The organism is Quadrisphaera setariae (assembly GCF_008041935.1).
Lineage (GTDB): Bacteria > Actinomycetota > Actinomycetes > Actinomycetales > Quadrisphaeraceae > Quadrisphaera > Quadrisphaera setariae.
Genome location: NZ_VKAC01000011.1, coordinates 167,773 through 187,394, shown reverse-complemented (window position 1 = coordinate 187,394; position 19,622 = coordinate 167,773). Strand labels below are relative to the sequence as shown.

Below are 19,622 nucleotides of genomic sequence, written 5' to 3'. Positions count from 1 at the left end.
CGCCGGCTGGAGCGGCCGCGGCCTCGCCGGCATCGTGCTGGCGGTCTTCGCGCTGTTCTTCGTCGTCCCGCTGGTCTGGGTGCTGTTCGCCATGACCAAGTCCGGCGGCGAGCTGCAGCGCACCGCGGCCTTCGCGCCGGGGTCCCTGTCGGGCCTCGCCGGCAACTGGGCCCAGCTGTCCAGCTTCCAGGACGGCGCCGTCACCGGCTGGTTCACCAACTCGGTGGTCTACTCCGCGGGCGCCCTCGTGCTCACGCTGGTGATCTCCATCCCGGCCGGCTACGCCCTGGCCCTCACGGAGTTCCGCGGCCGCAAGCTGCTGCTGGTCATGACGCTCGTGGTCATGCTCATGCCGAGCACCGCCCTGGTGCTACCGGTGTTCCTGGAGATGAACCAGGTGGGCCTCATCGGCAGTCCCCTCGCCGTGATCCTGCCCTTCTCGTTCTACCCGTACGGGGTCTACCTGACCTTCATCTACTACTCCACCTCCATCCCCTCCAGCCTCCTGGAGGCGGCGCGGCTGGACGGGTGCAACGAGATCCAGGTGTTCTGGCGGGTGGCGCTGCCGCTCGCCACCCCGGTGGTGGCGCTGGTCGGCTTCTTCTCGTTCGTGCAGAACTGGAACAACTACTTCCTGCCGTTCGTGATGCTGCCGAGCAGCGACAGGTACCCCATGCAGGTGGGCCTGTCGACGCTGCTGTCCTCCACCCCCGCGTTCAACCCGAGCGCGGCCGGCTCCCAGTCGGTCCAGCTGCCGGCCCTGGCCCTCGCCACCGTGGTGAGCGTGCTGCCCGTGCTGGTCGTGTTCCTGTTCAGCCAGCGCTTCCTCGTCGCGGGCATGACGGCCGGAGGCACCAAGGAATGAAGATCACCGGGTACCGCTCGCTCACCACCCGCCACGAGTGGGGCCGGCCGGTCGGCGACGTCAACGGCGTCAGCGCCGGCACGACCACCCGCCAGGACGTGCTGGTCATCACCACCAGCGACGGCGTCGAGGGCGTCGCGCTCGGCGCCCACGCCGAGATCGAGAAGGTCTTCTCGGTGCTGGACGGGGAGGACCCCCGCAGCGTCACGGCCCTGTACGACCGCATGCTCGACGCGGTCTTCAAGCTCGGCCACCAGGGGTCGCTGTTCGGCACCCTGGGCACCATCGACTCCGCGCTGTGGGACCTCAAGGCCAAGCTCGCCGGTGAGCCCCTGTGGCGCCTGCTGGGCGCGCGGGACAGGTTCGTCCCCGGGTACGCCTCCGGCCTCGAGGCGGGCCTGGACGACGACGGCGTGGCGGAGCTGTACGGCCGCTTCGCCGAGCGCGGGTTCGGCGCCGCCAAGCTCAAGGGCGGTCGCCACCTCGACCGCGACCTGACGCGGCTGGGCATCCTGCGCGACGCGATGAGCGCCAACTCCTCCCACCCCGGCCTCATGATCGACGCCAACGAGTCGTGGCACGTCTCGCAGGCCGTCCGCCACGTCCGCGCCCTCGAGGCGGAGTTCGACCTCACGTGGGTCGAGGAACCGGTCCGGCGCTGGGACGTGCGCGGCATGGCCTCGCTGCGCCAGCAGGTGGCCGCCGGTGTGGCCAGCGGGGAGAACCTCACCGGGCTCGAGCAGGTGCGGGCTCTCGTCGAGGGCGGTGCGGTGGACGTGCTGCAGACCAACGCCGCCTGGGGGATCACCAACCTCCTGCGCGTCGGGGCCATGGCCCATGCGTTCGACCTCCCCGTCAGCCCGATCGGGCTCACCTACGCGGTGGCGGCCGGGGCCGCGGCCCTGCCCAACCTGCTCAGCATCGAGGTGCAGGACCTGTCCTGGCCGCTCGGCGTGGACGTCGACCAGGTGGTAGACGACGGCGGCACCGTGCTGGGGGACAGCCCCGGCAACGGGATCACCCTCCACGAGGAGCTCTTCGAGGAGGTCCCGGCCACCGCCGGGTGGGCGGTCCGCTCCGGGCCGCACCTGCGCCCCCGCCGGGCCGGGCTGCGCCTCGTGCCCGAGGACGACGCCGACGACGACCGGACCGACGACGTCCCCGGCCCCTCGCACACCCCTCACGCGTCCGGCGGCTGAGCGACGTGCCCAGCCGCCCCCGGGTGGGATGATGGCGCTGATGGCCTCCGCCGACGCAGTCCCCCGGTCCCTCGTGGAAGCGCCTGCGCGGCCGCCCGCACGCCTGGGGACCGCCGTGGTCGAGGAGCTCGTCAGCGCCATCGTCACCGGGGAGTTCGCCCCCGGCGACCTCCTCCCGCCCGAGGGGCCGCTGGCGGAGCGGTTCGGCGTGAGCCGGACCGTCATCCGCGAGTCGGTCAAGCGGCTCCAGGAGAAGGGGCTGGTCACCGTCGGCCAGGGCCGCGGCACCCAGGTGCTCGGGCAGGCGTCGTGGCGCATGCTCGACGCCCAGGTGCTCTCGGCCCTCGTCGACGACGACGGCAACAACGGCGTCCTGTCCGAGCTCAGCGCGGTCCGCGCGAACCTGGAGGCGCTCATGGCCGGTGTGGTGGCGCGCCACCACACCGCCGAGCACCTCGAGGCGCTGCGGGCCGTGCTGGAGGAGATGGCCGACCTCACGGACGAGGAGGCCTTCTACCAGGCCGACGTCGTCTTCCACTTCTCCCTCATGGAGGCGTCGGGCAACCGCCTGGCGCACAACATCACCAGGGCGCTCTACTCGCGCGCACTGGAGAGCCCGCGCTACCGCGGCCACAACCCCAGCGACGCGATGCAGCGGACCCTGGACGAGCTGTGGGCGGTCTACCGCGCGGTGGCCTCGGGAGACGTCGCCGCCTCCGAGCGCGCCATGCGCGAGCACATCGACGTCGGCTGGGAGCGGCGCCGCATCGGACCCGGCCCCGCCTGAAGGGCGCGCGGCGAGGCGGCCGCGCGTCAGCGCTGCTGCCGCAGCGCGAGGGCGCGCCGGCGCAGCTCTCGCGCCCGGGCCACCTCCTGCTGGAACGCGGTGCTCTCGCGGGCGCTGCGCGGCCACGACCTCACGCCGTTCACGTGGGCGCCCTCGTGGAGCACCCCCAGCTCGCACCGCTGGCGGATGCCGCGCACCGACGCGCAGCGGTCCGTGGTGAGCACGGCGACCCCCCTCGTCCTGCCCCGAGCGGCGGGGGATCCCGCCGACTCCCCATCATGCGCAGCACCGGCGCGCTGCCGCTCCGCGGCGCGCAGAGTGACACCCGACCTGTGACCAGCCCTGTGACATCCGGAGCGTCCGCGAGCGCGGAGGAGCCCGCTGCGGTGGAGTGGACCCGTGCTGCCGATCTCCGACGTGCTGCCGGACTCCCTGCCCGAGTGGGCGGTGTGGCTCGTGGTGGCCGTCGGCGTGCTCGTCGGGCTGGTGGTGGCCGCCGTGATCGCCAACGACCGGCGGCCGTCGGCGGCGCTGGGCTGGGTGCTCGCCGTCGTCCTGATCCCCTACCTGGGGCTGCTGGCGTTCCTCGTCATCGGCAGCAACAAGCTGCCGCGCGCCCGGCGGGAGAAGCAGCGGCGCTTCGACGAGCTGGTGCTGGAGCGGACCACCCGGCAGCGACCGGTGCACCTGACCCCCGAGGACGAGCAGCTGCCGGTGCTGCGCACCATCCACGCGATGAACCGGCGCCTGGGAGCCATGCCGGTGCTGTCGGGCAACACCGCTGACCTGTTGGAGGACTACGTCGGCTCGCTGTGGGCGATGACCGCGGAGGTGGAGGCCGCCCAGCACTCCGTGCACGCCGAGTTCTACATCCTCGCCCTGGACGAGACCACCGAGCCGTTCTTCGGGGCGCTGGAGCGGGCGGCGGCCCGCGGCGTGGTGGTGCGGGTGCTCTTCGACCACCTGGCGAGCCTGCGCGTGAAGGGCTACCGGCGGATGGTGCGCCGGCTGGAGGCCTCGGGCGTGCTGTGGCGGCGGGTGCTGCCGGTGTTCCCCACCACCCGCGAGGTGCTGCGCATCGACCTGCGCAACCACCGCAAGCTGCTCGTGGTGGACGGTGCCGTCGCCTTCAGCGGCAGCCAGAACGTCGTCGACCCCGCCTACGGCAAGCGCAGCAACCGCAGGAAGGGCCGCCGCTGGGTGGACGTCATGGCCCGCTTCGAGGGACCGGTGGTGACCGCGCTGGACGCCGTCTTCGTCGCCGACTGGTACTCGGAGACCGGGGAGCTGCTCGACGACAGGCTGCGGACGGACCTGCCGCCCGCGCCCGACTCCACCCGGGAGCTGCAGGCGCAGGTGGTGCCCAGCGGACCCGGGTACGAGCAGGAGAACAACCTGCGCCTGTTCGTGTCGCTGCTGCACGCCGCGCAGGAGCGGGCGGTCGTGGTGAGCCCGTACTTCGTGCCCGACGAGTCGCTGCTGCTGGCCATGCGCAGCGCCGCCGAGCGGGGCCTGGACGTGCAGCTGTTCGTCTCCGAGCGCGGCGACCAGGCCCTCGTCCACCACGCGCAGCGCTCCTACTACGACGCGCTGCTGCGCTCCGGCGTGCGGATCTTCATGTACCCGCCGCCGTTCGTGCTGCACGCCAAGACCCTCAGCGTGGACGAGGAGGTGGCCGTCATCGGCTCCTCCAACCTCGACATGCGCTCCTTCGAGCTCAACCTGGAGGTGACGGTGCTGGTGCGAGGGGTCGACTTCTCCCGCCAGCTGCGCGCCGTGGAGGACCTCTACCGGTCTCGGAGCCGCGAGCTCACCCCCGCCGAGTGGGGGCGCAGGGACCTGGTGGCCAGGACCGCCGACGGGCTGGCCCGCCTGGCCAGCGCCCTCGTCTGAGCGGGCGACACCCGCGGGGGCGGGGGGTCAGGGAAGCGTCAGGACCGACGTGCGCGATCACGGCGAGGGGGTTGACTGTGCCGTTGTGACCACCCCCGCCGCGACCGACGCGGCTGCACCGGCCCCGCCGGGCACCGACCGAGCCACCGCCCACGGTCGCCCCGCGGGGCAGCCCCACGGCCCCGGCCGCAGCGCGCTGCTGCTCGGCGCGCTCGGCGTGGTCTTCGGCGACATCGGCACCAGCCCCATCTACACGGTGCAGACGCTCTTCAGCCCCGACGACCCGCACCCGGTGCCGCTGTCCGCCGACAACGTGCTCGGCCTGGTCTCGATGGTCTTCTGGTCCGTGACCCTCGTGGTGACGGTCCTCTACGTGGGCGTGGTGCTGCGGGCCGACAACCACGGCGAGGGCGGCCTCATGTCGCTCATCACCCTCCTGGGCCGCCGGGGCCGCGACGGGCGCCGGCTCTCCCCGCGCCTGGTGGCGGGCCTGACGGCGGCCGGCATCGCCGGGGCGTCGCTCTTCCTCGCCGACAGCATGATCACCCCTGCGGTGTCGGTGCTGTCCGCCGTGGAGGGCGTGGAGGTGGTCAACGCCGGCTTCGCGCCGTTCGTCGTGCCGATCACGCTGGTCATCGTCGTCGTCCTGTTCGCCGTGCAGCGCTACGGCACGGCGACGGTGGGCCGCGCCTTCGGGCCGGTCATGGCGCTGTGGTTCGTCGTGATCGGCGTCGCGGGCCTCTTCCAGGTGCTGGGGAACCCCTCCGTCCTGCGCGCGCTGTCACCCACGTACGCCGTCGGCTTCTTCCTGGCCGAGCCCGGCATCGCGTTCTTCGCGCTGGCCACCGTGGTGCTGTCGGTCACCGGCGCCGAGGCCCTCTACGCCGACCTGGGGCACTTCGGGCGCCCCGCCATCACCCGCGCGTGGCTCTTCCTCGTCTACCCCGCGCTGCTGCTCTCCTACGCCGGGCAAGGGGCGCTGCTGCTGGGAGACCTGTCCGCCGCCGGCCCCGTCAAGGCCCCCTTCTTCCTGTCCGTGCCCTCCTGGGCGCTGGTGCCGCTGGTCGTGCTGGCCACCGCCGCCACGGTCATCGCCTCCCAGGCGGTGATCACCGGCGCCTTCTCCGCCGTGCGCCAGGCCGTGCGCCTGGGGTACCTGCCGCGGCTGAGGATCACCCACACCTCCGCCCACACCATCGGCCAGGTCTACGTGCCCTGGGTCAACTGGGCGCTCATGGTGGCGGTCGTGCTGCTGGTGGTCGCCTTCGAGTCGTCAGCCGCGCTCGCCTTCGCCTACGGCATGGCCGTGACCGGCACCATCCTCATCTCCACCTCGATCATCACCGTGGTGGCGGCGCACCAGTGGTCGTGGCCGCGACCCGTGGTCATCGCCGGCGGCGGGGCGATGGCGCTCCTCATGCTGCTGTTCCTCGCCGCGGGCCTGTCCAAGCTGTCGCACGGCGCGTGGGTGCCGCTGGTCATCGGTGCGGCCCTGTTCACCGTGATGACCACCTGGAACCGCGGGCGGGCCACCGTGACCCGCCTCCGCACGCGTCAGGAGGGTCCCCTGGAGGCGCTGCTCACCCAGGTCCACGAGGACGGCGTGGCTCGCGTCCCCGGCACGGCCGTCTACCTCAACCGCGCCGCCGAGGACGGCAGCAGCACCGCACCGCTGGCCATGCGCGCCACGGTCGAGCACCTGCACGTGCTGCACGAGCGGGTGGTGCTCGTCGCGGTGGAGACCACCCAGTCGCCCTACGTCCCGCTGGACGAGGTGGCCCGCGTGCTCCGCCCGGTGCCCGACGCCGAGGGCCGCACCGAGGGGCCCGGGGACCCGGTCCAGGTGGTGCTGCGCTTCGGGTACATGCAGCGCACGGACGTGCCCGACGCGCTCGCGGCGCTCGTCGAGCGCGAGGGTCTCGACGTCGACCTCGACGGCGCCTCGTGGTTCCTGTCCACGATCGAGCTGCGCCGGGCCTCCGGAGACGACGACGGCGACGGCGACGGTTCGCCCCAGGTGCACCTGCCGCGCTGGCAGCGGGGGCTGTTCACCGCCACCTCCCGCCTGACCACCGACGCCGCCCGCTCCTTCGACCTCCCGTCGGCGCGCACCGTGGTGATGGGCTCGCGCATCGAGGTCTGACGGCCCCGCCGTCAGGGCGGTCGTCCGGCCTCAGCGGGCGGCGGAGAAGGGGGCCCCCGCGGAGAAGGCCCACCGGGCGAAGCGCTCCGCCACGAGCCGGTGCGTCGCGGCGTCGGGGTGGAGCGCGTCGGGCAGGGGGTGCTCCTCGGCGTCGGCGGGGCCGTACAGCTCCAGCCCGTCGAGCAGGTGCAGGTGCGGGTCCTCCGCCTGGCGCGCCCGCACCACCTCGGTGACCACCTCGCGGGTCGCCCGCAGCGACAGGCGCCCCGCAGGCACGTCCGCCGGGTCGCCGGTGGCGACGAAGCGCACGCCGCCGTCGTCCACGACCGGCGCCGACGGCCCCGGCACGTCCTCGTGGACGGGGCAGGCCAGTGCCGTCACCACCACCAGCGGGACCTCGGGGTGCCCCTCGCGGACGGTGTCGAGGAAGCCGTGCAGCGCCGGCCCGAACGCCCGGCGGCGCATGACGTCGCCGTTGACCACGTTGATGCCCACCTTCAGGCTGACCAGGTCTGCGGGGACGTCTCGCAGCGCCCGCGCCGTGAAGGGGTCCAGCAGCGCACTGCCGCCGAACCCCAGGTTCACCAGCTCCACCCCGCCCAGTGCGGCGGCCAGCGCCGGCCACGTGGTGCTGGGGCTGTCGGCGCCGGAGCCGTGGCTGATGGAGCTGCCGTGGTGCACCCAGACCGGACGCGACGCTCCACCCGGGCCCGCCCCCTCGGGCGCCGCGCTGACCGGGGCGTCCGCCCGCAGCGCCACCAGCGTGGTGATCTCGGTGTGGGGCAGCCACACCTCCAGGTGCTTCTCCCCGGGGGGCAGGTGCCGGAACCTGACCGTGCCCACGGGACCCCGGCGCAGCGCGCGGGCACCCGTGACCATGTCGATCTCGAGGACGTCGCCCCCTGGAGCGGTCGCGCGCTCCACGAGCACACCGTCCACCACGGCGTCGTAGACGCCGTCGGGCCGCGGCGGTGCTCCGGCGTAGCTGTTCGTGGTGCGGACCACGTCGAGCTCCAGCTGGGTGGCCGCCGTGCGCACCACCAGCCGCACCCCGGACGGCTGGGCCACCGCCATCGCCGTCTGCTCGTCGGGCACCTGCGCGCGCGCCCGCGCCGGCAGGCGCTGCGGAAGGAGCCCCCGCTCGGTGGGCACCAGGTCCAGCGCGCCGCGCACGAGGTCGGGGGTGATCGGGGTCGTCGTCCACGCGGTCACCGCCCCACCCTCGCAGGGACGGAGCGCCTCAGCGCGCGGTGGTCCGCGTGCGCGGCAGCGTCCCGCCGCTGCGCACGCCGTCGTCGTCCTCCTGGTCCGAGGGCACGTGGACGTCGACGACGAGCACGTCGACGGCCCCCACCCGCAGCCCCGTGAGGTCCCGCACCGCCTCGGCCACGGAGCGGCGCACGGACTGCGCGACCGCGGGCAGGGAGGTGCCGTGCTCGGCGACCACCTCCACCGCCACCTCGGCGCTGTCCGCGCCGACGGTCACCGCGACGCCCGCCGCCCGCCGCCCCGCACCGCCCACGGCGCGGACACCGGGCACGCCGCGGACGGCCGCGCTGGCCACCTCGAGCACGACGACCTCGCCGATGCGCGTGGTGCCCCGCTCCGCGCTCGAGGCGCCCGGAGTGCCGGTGGGGCTGGTGCTCTGTGCGTTCACGGGGTGCTCCTCGCGTCGTCCGTCCTGCTCGCGGTGCCGCTCTCGGCAGGCGGGTCCTCGACGAGGTCCGCGACCTCCCGCCGCCGCTCGACGTCCACGGGCGCCGAGCCCGGCACCGCGCGGAGGCCCACCCGCACCCGCTCGTACGGCACGACCTCCAGGTGCACCACGGGCCGCTCCTCGGAGAGCACCACCTCCAGCGGGAGCGGGTCGCCCGGGTCCTGCGCGTCCGTGCGCGCCTGGAGGGGCTCGCGCTCCACGCGCAGCACCTCGCGCCGCACCGCCACCACCAGGGTCACCTCCTCGGTGACCACCTCCCGGCGCACCCGCACGCGCTCGCGGGGCACGCGCCGCACCCCGACGTCGACGCGCTCCGCGGAGAGCACCACGTCGACGGCGGCGTCGTGACCGTCACGCGGGTGACCGGGTGCGCCGGGAGGTGCCACGTCCGGCTCCTCAGCGCTCGCGGCGGGTGTCCGCGCGCGGCGCGTCCTCGTCGAGGTCGATCTCCTCCTTGCGCACGTCAGCGGAGACGGTCCGCTCCTCGGAGACCTCCCGGGTCCCCACCCGCACGCGCTCGACGGGCTCGACGGTGGTGGAGGTGACCGGCACCTCCTCGTGGAGGACCACCTCGTGCTCCTCGTCGCTGAGCCCCGGACCGGACGTCGCCGCCCCGCGGTTGCGGTCGGTGATCGGCTCGCGCTCCACCACCACCTCCTCGTGGGAGGTGGGCACCTGCTGGGTCTGGGTCTCGGTGACGACGTGCTTGCGCAGGCGAGCACGGCCCGCCTCGCGCCGCTCGGTGCCCACCTCCAGGCGCTCCTCGGAGCGGGTCATCGCGTCGTCGGTGGTGGGCCCCGAGGTGTCGTGGCCCTCGGCGCGCGTGGTGCTCGTCCCGGTCGCCGTGCCCGCCCCGGCCGCGGGGCCGGCCTCGCCGCGGGCGGCGCCCAGGTCGTCGAGGCCCTCGTACTCGCCGCGTCGCTGCCCCGTCCCCTCGGTGTAGCCGGCGCCCGTGCCCGTCGTCGTGCCCGTCGTCGTGCCCGTCGTCGTTCCCGCGCCGAGCCCGTAGTGCTGGTGGAGCCGCTCCTCCTCCTCGGGCGTGAGCTGCCCGTCGGCGTCGGTGCGCGGGGCGTCCTTGACCTGGTCCTTGCTGTAGGGCACGCGCAGCTCGTCGTCGCTGGTGGTGGCGCCGGCCAGCGGCACGAAGGTCTCCCAGCTGCCGAACAGGCCGGTCCTCACGGTCACCCACTCGGGGCGGTCGGTCGCGTCGTCGAGGTAGACCTCGCCGACCTTGCCGATCTTGGAGCCGTCGGAGGCGTGGACGGTGGCGCGGCGCAGGGCGTCGACGTCGAAGGTGGTTCCGGTGGCCATGGCAGTCCTCCTGGAGGGACGTCCGCCGGGGGTACGCGCCCTGGGGCTGCGTGCTCGCCGGCAGGGACGGAGGCACCAGAGGCTTACGGCGTCATCCGACCTGCCTCCACAGTCCCAGCGCCCCCGGGGCTGCGCGAGCCGATCACCGGCTCAGGAGCGGGCCACGTCGGCGAGGTCGAGGTGGCCCGAGAGCACCTCGCGGGCCACGCGGTGGATGGTCGTGTCGGCGCTGAAGGCGTAGGCCCGCAGGTGCGCCAGGGCGTCGGCGGCACCGGCGCCGAGGCGCGCCCGCAGCATGCCGACGACGATGGGCAGCTCCTCGTCGGGCGCCGCGTCGTGCGTGAAGAGCTCCTCGGTGGTGGCCCGCTGCAGCACCACCGCCGTGACCAGCCCCGCCAGCGCCGTGAGGTCGGTGACCTGCGCGGGGGTGAACGGCTGGGGCTGGTCCCGCCCCACCGCCAGCAGCCCGAGGACGGCCGGACGCGCTGCCTCGTCGTCGTCGTCGGGAGCGGTGAGGGGACGGGCGCCGGGCAGCCGCAGCGGCAGCACCGCCAGGGAGCGCACCGGCACCTCCGGCGGCAGCGAGCTCAGCAGCAGCGGCCAGGGGCTCACCGCGGTGCGCAGGTCGTCGACGAGCACCGACGCTCCCGAGGCGAGCACGTCGATCCCGGGGCCCTGGACGAGGCTCTGCTGCAGGTCGCCGAAGTGCTCGAGCGCCGCGTCGGAGCCGCGCAGCGGAAGGCGGCCGTCGGCGTCGGTGGCGACGACGACGGCGACGCGGTCCCAGCCGACGGTCTCGCGCAGCGCCGCGCACACCCGCAGCTCCGGGGAGGGTCCGGGATCCACGGCCGCCCTCAGCGCCGCTCGGGCCTGCTCATGCTCCAGCCTGACACCGCAGCAGCGGGGGCGCACCGGGACGAGAGGGGTACGAGCCGCAGACCTTGAGGTCGGCCGCAGAGGCGCCTAGGCTCCCTCGCACCGGGTCGACGGAACGGCTCCACCTCTCCCTCCCCGAGGTGCATCGTGGCCGAGACCCCCTGGACCTCCCACCCCGACCCGGGACCGCGGGTCCTGCGACGCACCAGCTCCGAGGCAGCCACCACCACCCTGCGGTGGACGCACGACGGCGTGCTCGTCGAGGTCAGCGGAGAGCTCGACGTGGGCTGCGCCTCGCAGCTGGCCGAGGTGCGCCACGCGCTCGCCGCGTGGGCCCACCGCGCGGTGGTGGACGCCGGCGGTGTCACCTTCGTGGACGTCGGCGGGCTGCGGGCGGTGCTGGAGCTGGCCCCTCCGGGCGGATCCCTGCTCGTGCTCCGGCCCAGCCGCCCCCTGCTGCGCCCCCTCGACCTCCTCCAGGCGGCCACCGCGTGGCCGGCTGAGATGTCCGTGGGACCCCGCGAGGAGGCGCTCGTGCTGCGACGACCCGCTCCCGAGCCCGCCGAGCAGCGGGCTGCCGACGTCGCCGCGAGCGCGGTGCTCCCACCGCCGCGGAGCGGCTGAGGCGGTCGCCCGCAGACGCCGCAGGGGCGCCCACCGGAACCGGTGGGCGCCCCTGTCAGCGGGAGGGGTGGTCCAGGGCTCAGCCCTTGAACGCGTCCTTGACGTGCTCGCCGCGCTGCTTGAGGTCAGCCGCGGTCTGGTCGCGCTGGCCCTCGGCCTGCAGGTCGCGGTCGTCGGTCTTGTCGCCGACCGCCTCCTTGACCTTGCCGGCGGCCTCCTGAGCAGCGTTCTTGACCTTGTCGATGGCGGACATCCGCCCTCCTTCCTCGGGGTGCTCCGATCTTCGGCTCAGTCGGCGTCCTTCGCACGTCGAGCGGAGTCCGCCAGGAGGGTGCCGGCGATGCCGGCGAGGAAGACGTCCTTGGCGATGGCCTGCCCCTGCTCGGTCCAGCGCAGGCTGCCGGGCTCGCGCATGCCCGGCACGCGCAGGTACAGGCCGAGCAGGCCGCCGCTGAAGGCCGCGAGACCGGTGGCGACCAGGCCGGTGGGCACGAACGGCAGCAGCAGGGCCGACCCGAGCACGATCTCGGCGGTGGAGAGGGCCTTGACGAACTTCTGCGGCTCCACCTGCTGCAGGAACGGGTACGCGGTCGAGGCGAAGCCGTGCAGCCCCTCGGCCACCTCCTGGGGCGCGTTCCGCTTGGACAGCCCCGAGTTGAGGATGTAGGCGCCGCTCGCGAGGCGGGCCGGCAGGTGGGACGGCAGGACGGGGCTGCGCACGGAGGGCCTCCGGGGTTGTTCAGGGTCTGTTCGACGGGTCCACGAGCAGAAGCGCTGGTCACGCTAGCCAGGGCGACACTCCGGCGCGACCGGCGCCGATCCTCCGAAGTCCCAGAAGTCGGCCCCCGGCGTGGCTACCGTGGGTCGCGGGCCGCCGCAGCGACCGCTGCTGCGCGGGTCTCGACGCGGAGGGGTGACGTGGGGCGACGGGCGAAGCGAGGCTCCGGCCTCCGCCTGAAGCACCCTGCCGAGGGCGTCGCCCTGGGCGTGGCGGGTCTGCTCGTGGCCGCCACCCTCACGATCTCGCTGGGCGGGCTGCCGCACGGTGGGAGCACCGACGGCAGTGGTAGCCCCGGCTCCACCTCCGCGGCCGGGGCGGCCGGAGGCACCGCGGTGCGCGGCTCCGTGGCCGGCAGCGGCGGTGCGGCCGGCAGCGGCGGTGCGGCCACCGGGTCCGCGGCGACCCGCACCCCCACCTCCCTCAGCCAGACCCAGCGGCTGCGCCTGGCCCACCTGGTCACCGGGCTGCCTCCGCTGCTGGTCGTCACGGACCTCGAGGGACCCCTGCTGCCCGGCGCGGGCGTCATGCGGCTGCCCAGCGGCTACCGCGTGGCCGCCAGCGACCAGCGCGCCATGAGCGACGACGAGACGGGCCTGCCGAGCCTGGAGGTGCCGCTCCCCACCCCCGAGCCCTCCAGCGCTCCCGGCGACGGGCTGGGCGAGGGGAGCAGCAGCGACACCGCGACCCCCCCGACGTCAGCTCCGCCCAGCGGGTCCGGTGGCAGCGCCTCTCCCGGCGGCTCGGCGAGCAGCTCCACGGGCGGGCCGAGCGCCGGCTCCACGGGCGGCACGGCGGACCGGGGGAGCGAGTCCTCCGCCGGCTCGGGCCCGAGCTCGGGCTCCGGGGCCGGGGCCGGGTCCGGGTCCGCAGACCCCGGCACCACCGCCGGGCTGACGGCGACCACCGGCACGACCGGGGGCGCGGCAGGCGCCAGCACGGGTGCGGGCGACGGCACCGGGACGCCGACCCCGACGGACGGCCGCGGCGCCTCCGCGGACGCGCACGGCGGGAGCGCGTCGGGAGCCGTCCCGGCCAGCGGTGTCACCGCCCTGTCCGCGCCCGCCAGCAGCACGGCCTCGGAGCCCGCGCCGCGGTCGTCCGCGGAGCCGTCAGAGGAGACGACCGGCGCCAGCCCCGCGGGCTGAGGTCAGCCGCGCCGCTCGCTCGCCAGCGCCGCCGCCCCCACGATCCCCGCGGAGTTCAGCAGCTGCGCCGGCACGATCGGCGTGCGCAGCTTGAGCTCGGGCAGGAACTTCTCCGACTTCTTGGAGACCCCGCCGCCGACGACGATGAGGTCCGGCCACAGCAGCGCCTCCAGGGACTGGAAGTACTTGTTGAGGCGCTTGGCCCAGTGCGACCAGGACAGGTCGTCGCGCTCGCGCGCGGCGTCGGAGGCGCGGGTCTCGGCGTCGTGCCCGTCCACCTCCAGGTGGCCCAGCTCGGTGTTGGGCAGCAGCACGCCGTCGACCATCACCGCGGTGCCGATGCCCGTGCCCAGGGTGGCCAGGACGACCACGCCCCTGACGCCCTTCGCAGCGCCGTAGCGGGCCTCGGCGACGCCGGCGGCGTCAGCGTCGTTGACGACGTGCACCGGGTGGCCGGTGACGGCGGTCATGAGGGTGGCGACGTCGAAGTCGATCCAGCCCTTGTCGACGTTGGCGGCGGTGCGGGCCACGCCGTGCTGGATGACGGCGGGGAACGTGATGCCGACCGGCAGGCCGGCGCCGCCGTCGGGCAGGCCCTCGCCGATCTGGTCGACGATCTGCTTGACCACGCGGGAGACGGCGTCCGGCGTGGACGGCTGCGGCGTGGGGATGCGGACTCGCTCGGCGGAGAACTCGCCGGTGGCGAGGTCGACGGGGGCGCCCTTGATGCCCGAGCCGCCGATGTCGATGCCGATGCCGGTCCCGCTCAGCGCGCCCGGGGCGCTGCCCGACGCCGCGTCCGGCGTCGTCGTCGGAGTGGTGGTCGGCTCGGTGGAGGTCTCGGGTGCCACGACGCCGCAGGCTAGCCCGCCCGGCGGCTCACGGCAGCGTCAGGACCTCCGCTCCGGTCTCGGTGACCAGCACGGTGTGCTCGAACTGGGCGACGCGGCCGCCGTCGCGGGTGACCACGGTCCAGCCGTCGTCCCACAGGTCCACCGCGGGGCCGCCAGCGGTGATCATGGGCTCCACGGTGAAGGTCATCCCGGTCACGATGACGTCGGCGTGCTCAGGGGCGGCGTCGTGGTGGGGGATGACCAGGCCCGAGTGGAACGCCGTGCCGATGCCGTGGCCGGTGTACTCCTTCACGGACCCGTAGCCGTGGCGGCGGGCGGCGCTCTCCACCACGCGGCCGATGACGTTGACCTCCCGCCCGGGGCGCACGGCGGCGATGCCGCGGTCGGTGGCGGCGCGGGCCCGCTCCAGCAGCAGCGCGCTGGCCTCGTCGAGCTCACCGGCGCCGAACGTGACGCACGTGTCGCCGTGCACGCCCACGCCGTCCAGGACCACGTAGGCGGTGACGTCGACGCTGCACAGGTCGCCCTCGACCAGCGGTCGGTCGTCGGGGATCCCGTGGCAGACCACCTCGTTGACGCTCGTGCAGCAGGACTTGGGGAAGCCCCGGTAGCCGAGCGTGGAGGGGTAGGCGCCGTGGTCGAGGAGGAACTCGTGGACGACGGCGTCGACCGCGTCCGTCGTGGTGCCCGGCCGCACGTGCCGGCCCGCCTCGGCGGCCGCCTGCGCGGCGAGCCGGCAGGCGGTGCGCATCCGCTCGACCACCTCGGCGGGCTGGACGTGCGGGCCGCGGTAGGGCGCCGGGTGCGGCCTGTCGACGTACTCCGGGCGGGGGATGCTGGCCGGCACGGGGCGGCGGGGGCTGACGACGCCGGCGACGACGGGGCTGGAGGGGGCGCGCTGCGGCACGGCGGGCGAGTCTAGGTCGGCCCGTGTCGCGGACCGCGGGCACCGGGAGGACGATCACGCGCATGAGCGAGCAGTTCTGGTTCAACACGAAGACCGGCCAGGTCGACGTCGGCCACCTCAAGCCCGGCGCCACCCTCATGGGTCCGTACGCCAGCCGCGAGGAGGCCGAGCAGGCCCTGCAGACGGCCCGTGAGAAGACCGAGGCCTGGGACCGCGCCGAGGAGGACTGAGTCCAGGGGGACTGAGCCCCGCGCCGGCGGGCAGGCGGGACCACCCGCGTCCGGACGGCCGTCCGTGGACGCTGTCCTCCGGTCTGGTGGTCCACACCGGAGCGCAGCGCCCGCGGTCGCAACGGGGGACCCCTGCGGACAGGACCGGTCCGCAACCGCCGTGCCGGCGCCCACGGGTGAGGGCGAGGATGTGCGCCGTGCTCGAGACGTCCGCCCGGTTGCTCCGCCTGCTGTCCCTCCTCGCCTCCCGGCGCAGCTGGGCCGGTGAGGAGCTCGCCGAGCGCCTCGAGGTGACCCCGCGCACCGTGCGCCGCGACGTCGACAAGCTGCGCTCCCTCGGCTACCAGGTCGACGCGGCGCCCGGGGCCAGCGGCGGCTACCGGCTGCGCGCGGGCAGCTCCCTGCCGCCGCTGCTGCTGGACGACGAGGAGGCCGTCGCGGTGGCCGTCGGCCTGCGCACCGCCGCCGGCGCCGGCGTCACGGGCATCGCGGAGGCGGCGGTGCGGGCGCTCGCCGGGCTGGAGCAGGTGCTGCCGAAGCGGCTGCGGCCGCGCGTGGAGGCGCTGGGCGAGGCCACCGTGCCGCTCACGGGCGGCGGGCCCACCGTCGACGGCGACGTGCTGGTGCTGCTGGCCGCCGCCTGCCGCGACTCCGAGCGCGTCCGGTTCGAGCACACCGACGGCACGGGCCGGGCGAGCCAGCGGCACGCGGTGCCGCACCGGCTCGTGCACACCGGACGGCGCTGGTACCTCGTGGCGCTGGACCTCGACCGCGGACCCGGCGACCCGCCGCGGGGGGAGTGGCGCAGCTACCGGGTGGACCGGATGCGCGCGCCGCGGACCACGGGGCGCCGCCAGCAGCTGGTCGACCCTCCGGACGCCGCGGCCTTCGTGTCCGCCGGCGTCTCGACGGCCCCTACCGGTGGACCGCGGTGGTGCGGCTGCAGGCGCCGCAGGAGGTGGTGGCGCGGCGGGTGCCGCCCACGGTCGGGCGGCTGGAGGCCGACGGCGACGACGCGTGCGTGCTCACCACCGGGGCTGACTCCCTCGACGTCGTGGCGGCGCAGCTGGCCCGGCTCGGGGTGCCCTTCACCGTGGTCTCGCCGCCGCAGCTGAAGGCGGCGGTGCGCTCCCTGGGGTGGAGGCTCGTGGCCTCCGCGGACGCGAGCTGACCGCGGACGGGCCTTGCGTGGTCGTCATGAGCGGTGGAGCTGACGTCCCAGCGGTCCCGAGTGTGCAGGTGGTCATCGACTGCGCCGACCCCCACGCCCAGGCGGAGTTCTGGGCCGCGGCCCTGGGCTACGAGGTGGAGGACGTCGAGCCCCTCGCCCGGCGCATGCTGGAGGCCGGGTACGCGACGGGTGCCGACGTCATGACGCGCGGGGGAACGCTCGTGTGGCGCGACGCCGCAGCGGCCCGCGACCCCGGAGGCGTGCGGCCGCGTCTGTACCTGCAGCGCGTCCCGGAGCCGAAGACGGTGAAGAACCGGGTCCACCTCGACCTGCACGTCGGGCCGGAACTGGTGGACTCCGAGGTCGCGCGCCTCGAGGGGCTTGGTGCCGTGCGCGCGGGGGAGGGGCGGCAGGGCCCGCAGCGCTGGGTGGTCATGACCGACCCCGAGGGCAACGAGCTCTGCGTCAGCTGACCTGGTCCGGGAAGGTGTGCTCCGGGCCGGGGAAGGCGCGCGAGCGCACCTCCGCGGCGTACTCGGCAGCGGCCTCGCGCAGCGCCGTGCGCAGCTGCGCGTAGGCCTTGGCCAGCTTGGGCGTGCGCGCCGACAGGCCCGCCATGTCCAGCCACACGAGCACCTGCCCGTCGCAGCCGGGGCCCGCGCCGATGCCGATGGTGGGGATGTCCAGAGCCGCGGTGACCCGCTCGGCCACCGCGCCCGGCACCACCTCGAGGACGACGGCGAAGGCTCCCGCCTCCTGCAGCGCCAGCGCGTCGGCGAGGAGCTCCTCGGCGGCGGCACCGCGGCCCTGCACGCGGGGACCGCCCATGGCGTTGACCGACTGCGGCGTGAACCCCAGGTGCCCCATCACGGGGATGCCCGCGTCGACGAGCGCCTTGACCGCCGGCGCCACGCGGCGGCCGCCCTCCAGCTTCACGCCGTGCGCGAGGCCCTCCTTGAGCATCCGCACGCCGGTCCGCAGCGCCTGCGCCGGGCCCTCCTCGTAGGAGCCGAACGGCAGGTCGGCGACGACGAACGGCCGCCCGCCGCGCGAGGCGACCGCCCGCACGTGCGGCAGCAGGTCCTCCACGGTGACCGGCAGGGTGGTGGCGTGGCCGTGGAGGTTGTCACCCACGGAGTCGCCCACGAGCAGCACGTCGACACCCGCCTCGGCGAAGACGTCGGCCGTGACCGCGTCGTAGGCGGTGAGCATGGTGATCGGCTGACCGGCGGCCTTCATCTCGCGCAGGTGGTGCACCCGCACGCGCCTGGGGGCGATCTGCTCGCTCATCGGGACTGCTGCTCCCGCCAGTGGGTGGTGATGGGCAGGCGCCGGTCTCGTCCGAACGCCACCGAGCTGATCTTCACCCCGGGCGCGAACTGCCGCCGCTTCCACTCCGCGCGGTCCACCAGGCCGACGACCTCGTCGACGACGTCGGCCTCGAAGCCCGCCTCCAGCAGCTCGCTGCGGCCCTGCGCGCCCACCACGTAGTGCTCCAGCACCTCGTCGAGCACCTCGTACGGGGGCAGGGAGTCCTGGTCGGTCTGACCCGGGCGCAGCTCCGCCGACGGCACCTTGGAGATCGAGTTCTCCGGGATCGGAGGCACCTCGCCGCGCGCGGCCGCCTGCGCGTTGCGCCAGCGCGACAGCTCCCACACGAGCATCTTGGGAACGTCCTTGAGCGGGGCGTACCCGCCCACGGAGTCGCCGTACAGCGTGGAGTAGCCGACGCTCAGCTCGGACTTGTTGGACGTGGCCAGCACGAGGTGGCCCTCGGAGTTGCTCAGCGCCATGAGCGTGGTGCCGCGCACGCGCGCCTGGAGGTTCTCCTCGGCCACCGGCGACAGCGTCATCGCCTCGCCGAGCCCCGCGGTGAAGGCGTCGACCATGGGCGCGATGGGGATCGTCCGGTAGTCCAGCCCCGTGCGGGCGGCGAGGTCGTCGGCGTCGCTGCGGGAGTGCTCGCTGGAGTACGACGACGGAAGCGAGATGCCCGTCACCGCCTCCGGGCCCAGCGCGTCCACCGCGATCGCCGCCACCAGCGCCGAGTCGATCCCGCCGGACAGCCCGAGGGCCACCTTGCGGAAGCCGTTCTTGCGGACGTAGTCGCCCAGGCCCAGCTGGAGCGCCGCCCACACCTCGCCGACCTCGTCGAGGCGCTCGCGCTCACCGCGGTCCACGGACTCCAGCGCAGGACGCTCGCGACCAGCGGTGGCGGGTGCGTCGCTGACGACGACGTGCTGCACGCCCGCCGGAAGCGCCTGCGGGTCGAGCCCGTTCTGCGGCAGGTCGACGTCCACGAGCAGCAGGTCCTCTGCGAACTGCGCCCCGCGGGCCAGCAGCTCGCCGTCCGCGGCCACCACCAGGGAGTCGCCGTCGAAGACGAGGTCGTCCTGGCCGCCCACGAGGTTGAGCCACGCCAGCGGGCAGCCCGCCTCGCGCGCGCGCCGCTGCGCCAGGGCCAGGCGCGTGTCGTCCTTGTCGCGCTCCCACGGCGAGCCGTTGAGCACGAGCAGGAGCTCGGCGCCGGCCTCGCGGGCGCGCTCGACCGGCCCGCCGTCCTGCCACAGGTCCTCGCAGATGACCACGGCCACGTCGACCCCGCCGATGCGCGCCACGAGCAGGTCGCGGCCGGGCACGAAGAAGCGGAACTCGTCGAAGACGCCGTAGTTCGGCAGGTGGTGCTTGGCGTACCGGGCCACCACCTGGCCGCGGTGCAGCACCGCGGCGCAGTTCTGCGGCATGCCCTTGGGCACGCCCACCACCCCGCGCTCGTCGCGGCCGGAGCCGGCGCGGGCGGCGGCCTCGGCGTCGAGCTGGGTCTCGGGGTCGGTGACCCGGTCGAGGTAGCCGACGACGACGGGGACCTCGCCCAGCCCGTCCGCGGCGAGGTCGCGCGCGAGCTGCTGCACGCACGCACGGGACGCCTCCACGAAGGACGAGCGCAGCGACAGGTCCTCCACGGGGTACCCGGTGAGCACCATCTCGGGGAAGGCCACCAGGTCGGCGCCCGCGGCGGCGGCGCGGGCGGTGCGCTCGCGCACCAGCGCCGCGTTGCCCGGCAGGTCTCCGACGGTGGCGTTGACCTGGGCCAGCCCGAGGCGCAGCTGCGTCATGGT

Annotated in this window: 21 protein-coding genes and 1 pseudogene; 10 read left to right on the top strand and 12 right to left on the bottom strand. The window is 74.9% G+C overall.

Annotation, left to right across the window (positions count from 1 at the left end; all coding sequences use genetic code 11):
* Positions 1-31 precede the first annotated feature (31 nt).
* Genes FMM08_RS17900 through FMM08_RS17890 form a run of 3 tightly spaced genes read left to right on the top strand, consistent with a single transcriptional unit; the run spans position 32 to position 2,851 of the window.
* Positions 32-865, top strand: coding sequence for a carbohydrate ABC transporter permease (locus FMM08_RS17900; protein ID WP_369431754.1), 834 nt, complete (start codon positions 32-34; stop codon positions 863-865).
* Complete coding sequence (locus FMM08_RS17895) at positions 862-2,064, top strand: mandelate racemase/muconate lactonizing enzyme family protein (protein WP_147927721.1); 1,203 nt, start codon at positions 862-864, stop codon at positions 2,062-2,064. The genes FMM08_RS17900 and FMM08_RS17895 overlap by 4 nt, the downstream gene beginning before the upstream one ends.
* Before the next feature lie 40 nt (positions 2,065-2,104).
* Positions 2,105-2,851: a FadR/GntR family transcriptional regulator gene (locus FMM08_RS17890; protein WP_147927720.1), complete on the top strand. Its 747-nt coding sequence runs from the start codon at positions 2,105-2,107 to the stop codon at positions 2,849-2,851.
* Between the two features lie 26 nt (positions 2,852-2,877).
* Here FMM08_RS17890 and FMM08_RS17885 read toward each other — a convergent pair whose 3' ends face one another.
* Complete coding sequence (locus tag FMM08_RS17885; protein WP_147927719.1) at positions 2,878-3,075, bottom strand: hypothetical protein; 198 nt, start codon at positions 3,073-3,075, stop codon at positions 2,878-2,880.
* Between the two features lie 175 nt (positions 3,076-3,250).
* Between FMM08_RS17885 and cls the strand changes: the two genes are divergently transcribed.
* Both cls and FMM08_RS17875 read left to right on the top strand, forming a co-directional pair.
* A complete protein-coding gene (gene cls, locus FMM08_RS17880; protein WP_255472551.1) occupies positions 3,251-4,744 on the top strand; it encodes a cardiolipin synthase in 1,494 nt (497 codons plus the stop codon).
* A gap of 85 nt (positions 4,745-4,829) precedes the next feature.
* A complete protein-coding gene (locus tag FMM08_RS17875; protein ID WP_222710904.1) occupies positions 4,830-6,887 on the top strand; it encodes a potassium transporter Kup in 2,058 nt (685 codons plus the stop codon).
* 30 nt (positions 6,888-6,917) lie between these two features.
* Here the strand turns inward: FMM08_RS17875 and FMM08_RS17870 are convergent, their stop codons facing one another.
* The 5 genes from FMM08_RS17870 to FMM08_RS17850 form a co-directional block, all read right to left on the bottom strand.
* A complete protein-coding gene (locus tag FMM08_RS17870; protein ID WP_147927718.1) occupies positions 6,918-8,099 on the bottom strand; it encodes a GDSL-type esterase/lipase family protein in 1,182 nt (393 codons plus the stop codon).
* A 28-nt stretch (positions 8,100-8,127) separates the two neighbouring features.
* Positions 8,128-8,544 (bottom strand): Asp23/Gls24 family envelope stress response protein, encoded by a 417-nt coding sequence (locus FMM08_RS17865; protein ID WP_147927717.1) that lies wholly within the window; start codon positions 8,542-8,544, stop codon positions 8,128-8,130.
* Positions 8,541-8,990 carry a DUF2382 domain-containing protein gene (locus FMM08_RS17860; RefSeq protein WP_187279832.1) on the bottom strand — a complete coding sequence of 150 codons (450 nt, stop codon included), beginning with the start codon at positions 8,988-8,990 and terminating at the stop codon, positions 8,541-8,543. The genes FMM08_RS17865 and FMM08_RS17860 overlap by 4 nt, the downstream gene beginning before the upstream one ends.
* A gap of 10 nt (positions 8,991-9,000) precedes the next feature.
* Positions 9,001-9,915 (bottom strand): DUF2382 domain-containing protein, encoded by a 915-nt coding sequence (locus FMM08_RS17855; protein WP_147927716.1) that lies wholly within the window; start codon positions 9,913-9,915, stop codon positions 9,001-9,003.
* 150 nt (positions 9,916-10,065) lie between these two features.
* A complete protein-coding gene (locus tag FMM08_RS17850; RefSeq protein WP_187279831.1) occupies positions 10,066-10,761 on the bottom strand; it encodes a GAF domain-containing protein in 696 nt (231 codons plus the stop codon).
* A 177-nt stretch (positions 10,762-10,938) separates the two neighbouring features.
* On the opposite strand from FMM08_RS17850, the gene FMM08_RS17845 reads away from it, so the two are divergent.
* Complete coding sequence (locus tag FMM08_RS17845) at positions 10,939-11,415, top strand: STAS domain-containing protein (protein WP_147927714.1); 477 nt, start codon at positions 10,939-10,941, stop codon at positions 11,413-11,415.
* 79 nt (positions 11,416-11,494) lie between these two features.
* On the opposite strand, the gene FMM08_RS17840 is transcribed toward FMM08_RS17845, so the two are convergent.
* Both FMM08_RS17840 and FMM08_RS17835 read right to left on the bottom strand, forming a co-directional pair.
* A complete protein-coding gene (locus tag FMM08_RS17840; RefSeq protein ID WP_147927713.1) occupies positions 11,495-11,668 on the bottom strand; it encodes a CsbD family protein in 174 nt (57 codons plus the stop codon).
* A 35-nt stretch (positions 11,669-11,703) separates the two neighbouring features.
* Positions 11,704-12,135 (bottom strand): hypothetical protein, encoded by a 432-nt coding sequence (locus FMM08_RS17835; protein ID WP_147927712.1) that lies wholly within the window; start codon positions 12,133-12,135, stop codon positions 11,704-11,706.
* Between the two features lie 198 nt (positions 12,136-12,333).
* Between FMM08_RS17835 and FMM08_RS17830 the strand changes: the two genes are divergently transcribed.
* Positions 12,334-13,341, top strand: a complete 1,008-nt coding sequence (locus FMM08_RS17830) for a hypothetical protein (protein ID WP_147927711.1) — start codon at positions 12,334-12,336, stop codon at positions 13,339-13,341.
* A 2-nt stretch (positions 13,342-13,343) separates the two neighbouring features.
* Here FMM08_RS17830 and ppgK read toward each other — a convergent pair whose 3' ends face one another.
* Together ppgK and map are read right to left on the bottom strand one after the other, a co-directional pair.
* Entirely contained in the window at positions 13,344-14,111 is a 768-nt protein-coding gene (ppgK, locus tag FMM08_RS17825) for a polyphosphate--glucose phosphotransferase (RefSeq protein WP_147927762.1), read from the bottom strand.
* Positions 14,112-14,220: 109 nt separating this feature from the next.
* On the bottom strand, positions 14,221-15,102 hold the full coding sequence (gene map / locus FMM08_RS17820) for a type I methionyl aminopeptidase (protein WP_147927710.1): 882 nt from the start codon (positions 15,100-15,102) through the stop codon (positions 14,221-14,223).
* A gap of 62 nt (positions 15,103-15,164) precedes the next feature.
* On the opposite strand from map, the gene FMM08_RS17815 reads away from it, so the two are divergent.
* From FMM08_RS17815 to FMM08_RS17805, 3 genes and pseudogenes are all read left to right on the top strand, one after another.
* Positions 15,165-15,332, top strand: a complete 168-nt coding sequence (locus FMM08_RS17815; RefSeq protein WP_147927709.1) for an SPOR domain-containing protein — start codon at positions 15,165-15,167, stop codon at positions 15,330-15,332.
* A gap of 197 nt (positions 15,333-15,529) precedes the next feature.
* A pseudogene (locus FMM08_RS17810) lies at positions 15,530-16,503 on the top strand (helix-turn-helix transcriptional regulator).
* A 26-nt stretch (positions 16,504-16,529) separates the two neighbouring features.
* A complete protein-coding gene (locus tag FMM08_RS17805; protein ID WP_147927708.1) occupies positions 16,530-16,976 on the top strand; it encodes a VOC family protein in 447 nt (148 codons plus the stop codon).
* Here the strand turns inward: FMM08_RS17805 and panB are convergent.
* Both panB and FMM08_RS17795 read right to left on the bottom strand, forming a co-directional pair.
* Entirely contained in the window at positions 16,969-17,793 is an 825-nt protein-coding gene (panB, locus tag FMM08_RS17800) for a 3-methyl-2-oxobutanoate hydroxymethyltransferase (RefSeq protein ID WP_147927707.1), read from the bottom strand. The genes FMM08_RS17805 and panB overlap by 8 nt on opposite strands.
* A complete protein-coding gene (locus FMM08_RS17795) occupies positions 17,790-19,619 on the bottom strand; it encodes an NAD+ synthase (protein ID WP_147927706.1) in 1,830 nt (609 codons plus the stop codon). The genes panB and FMM08_RS17795 overlap by 4 nt, the downstream gene beginning before the upstream one ends.
* Positions 19,620-19,622 lie beyond the last annotated feature (3 nt).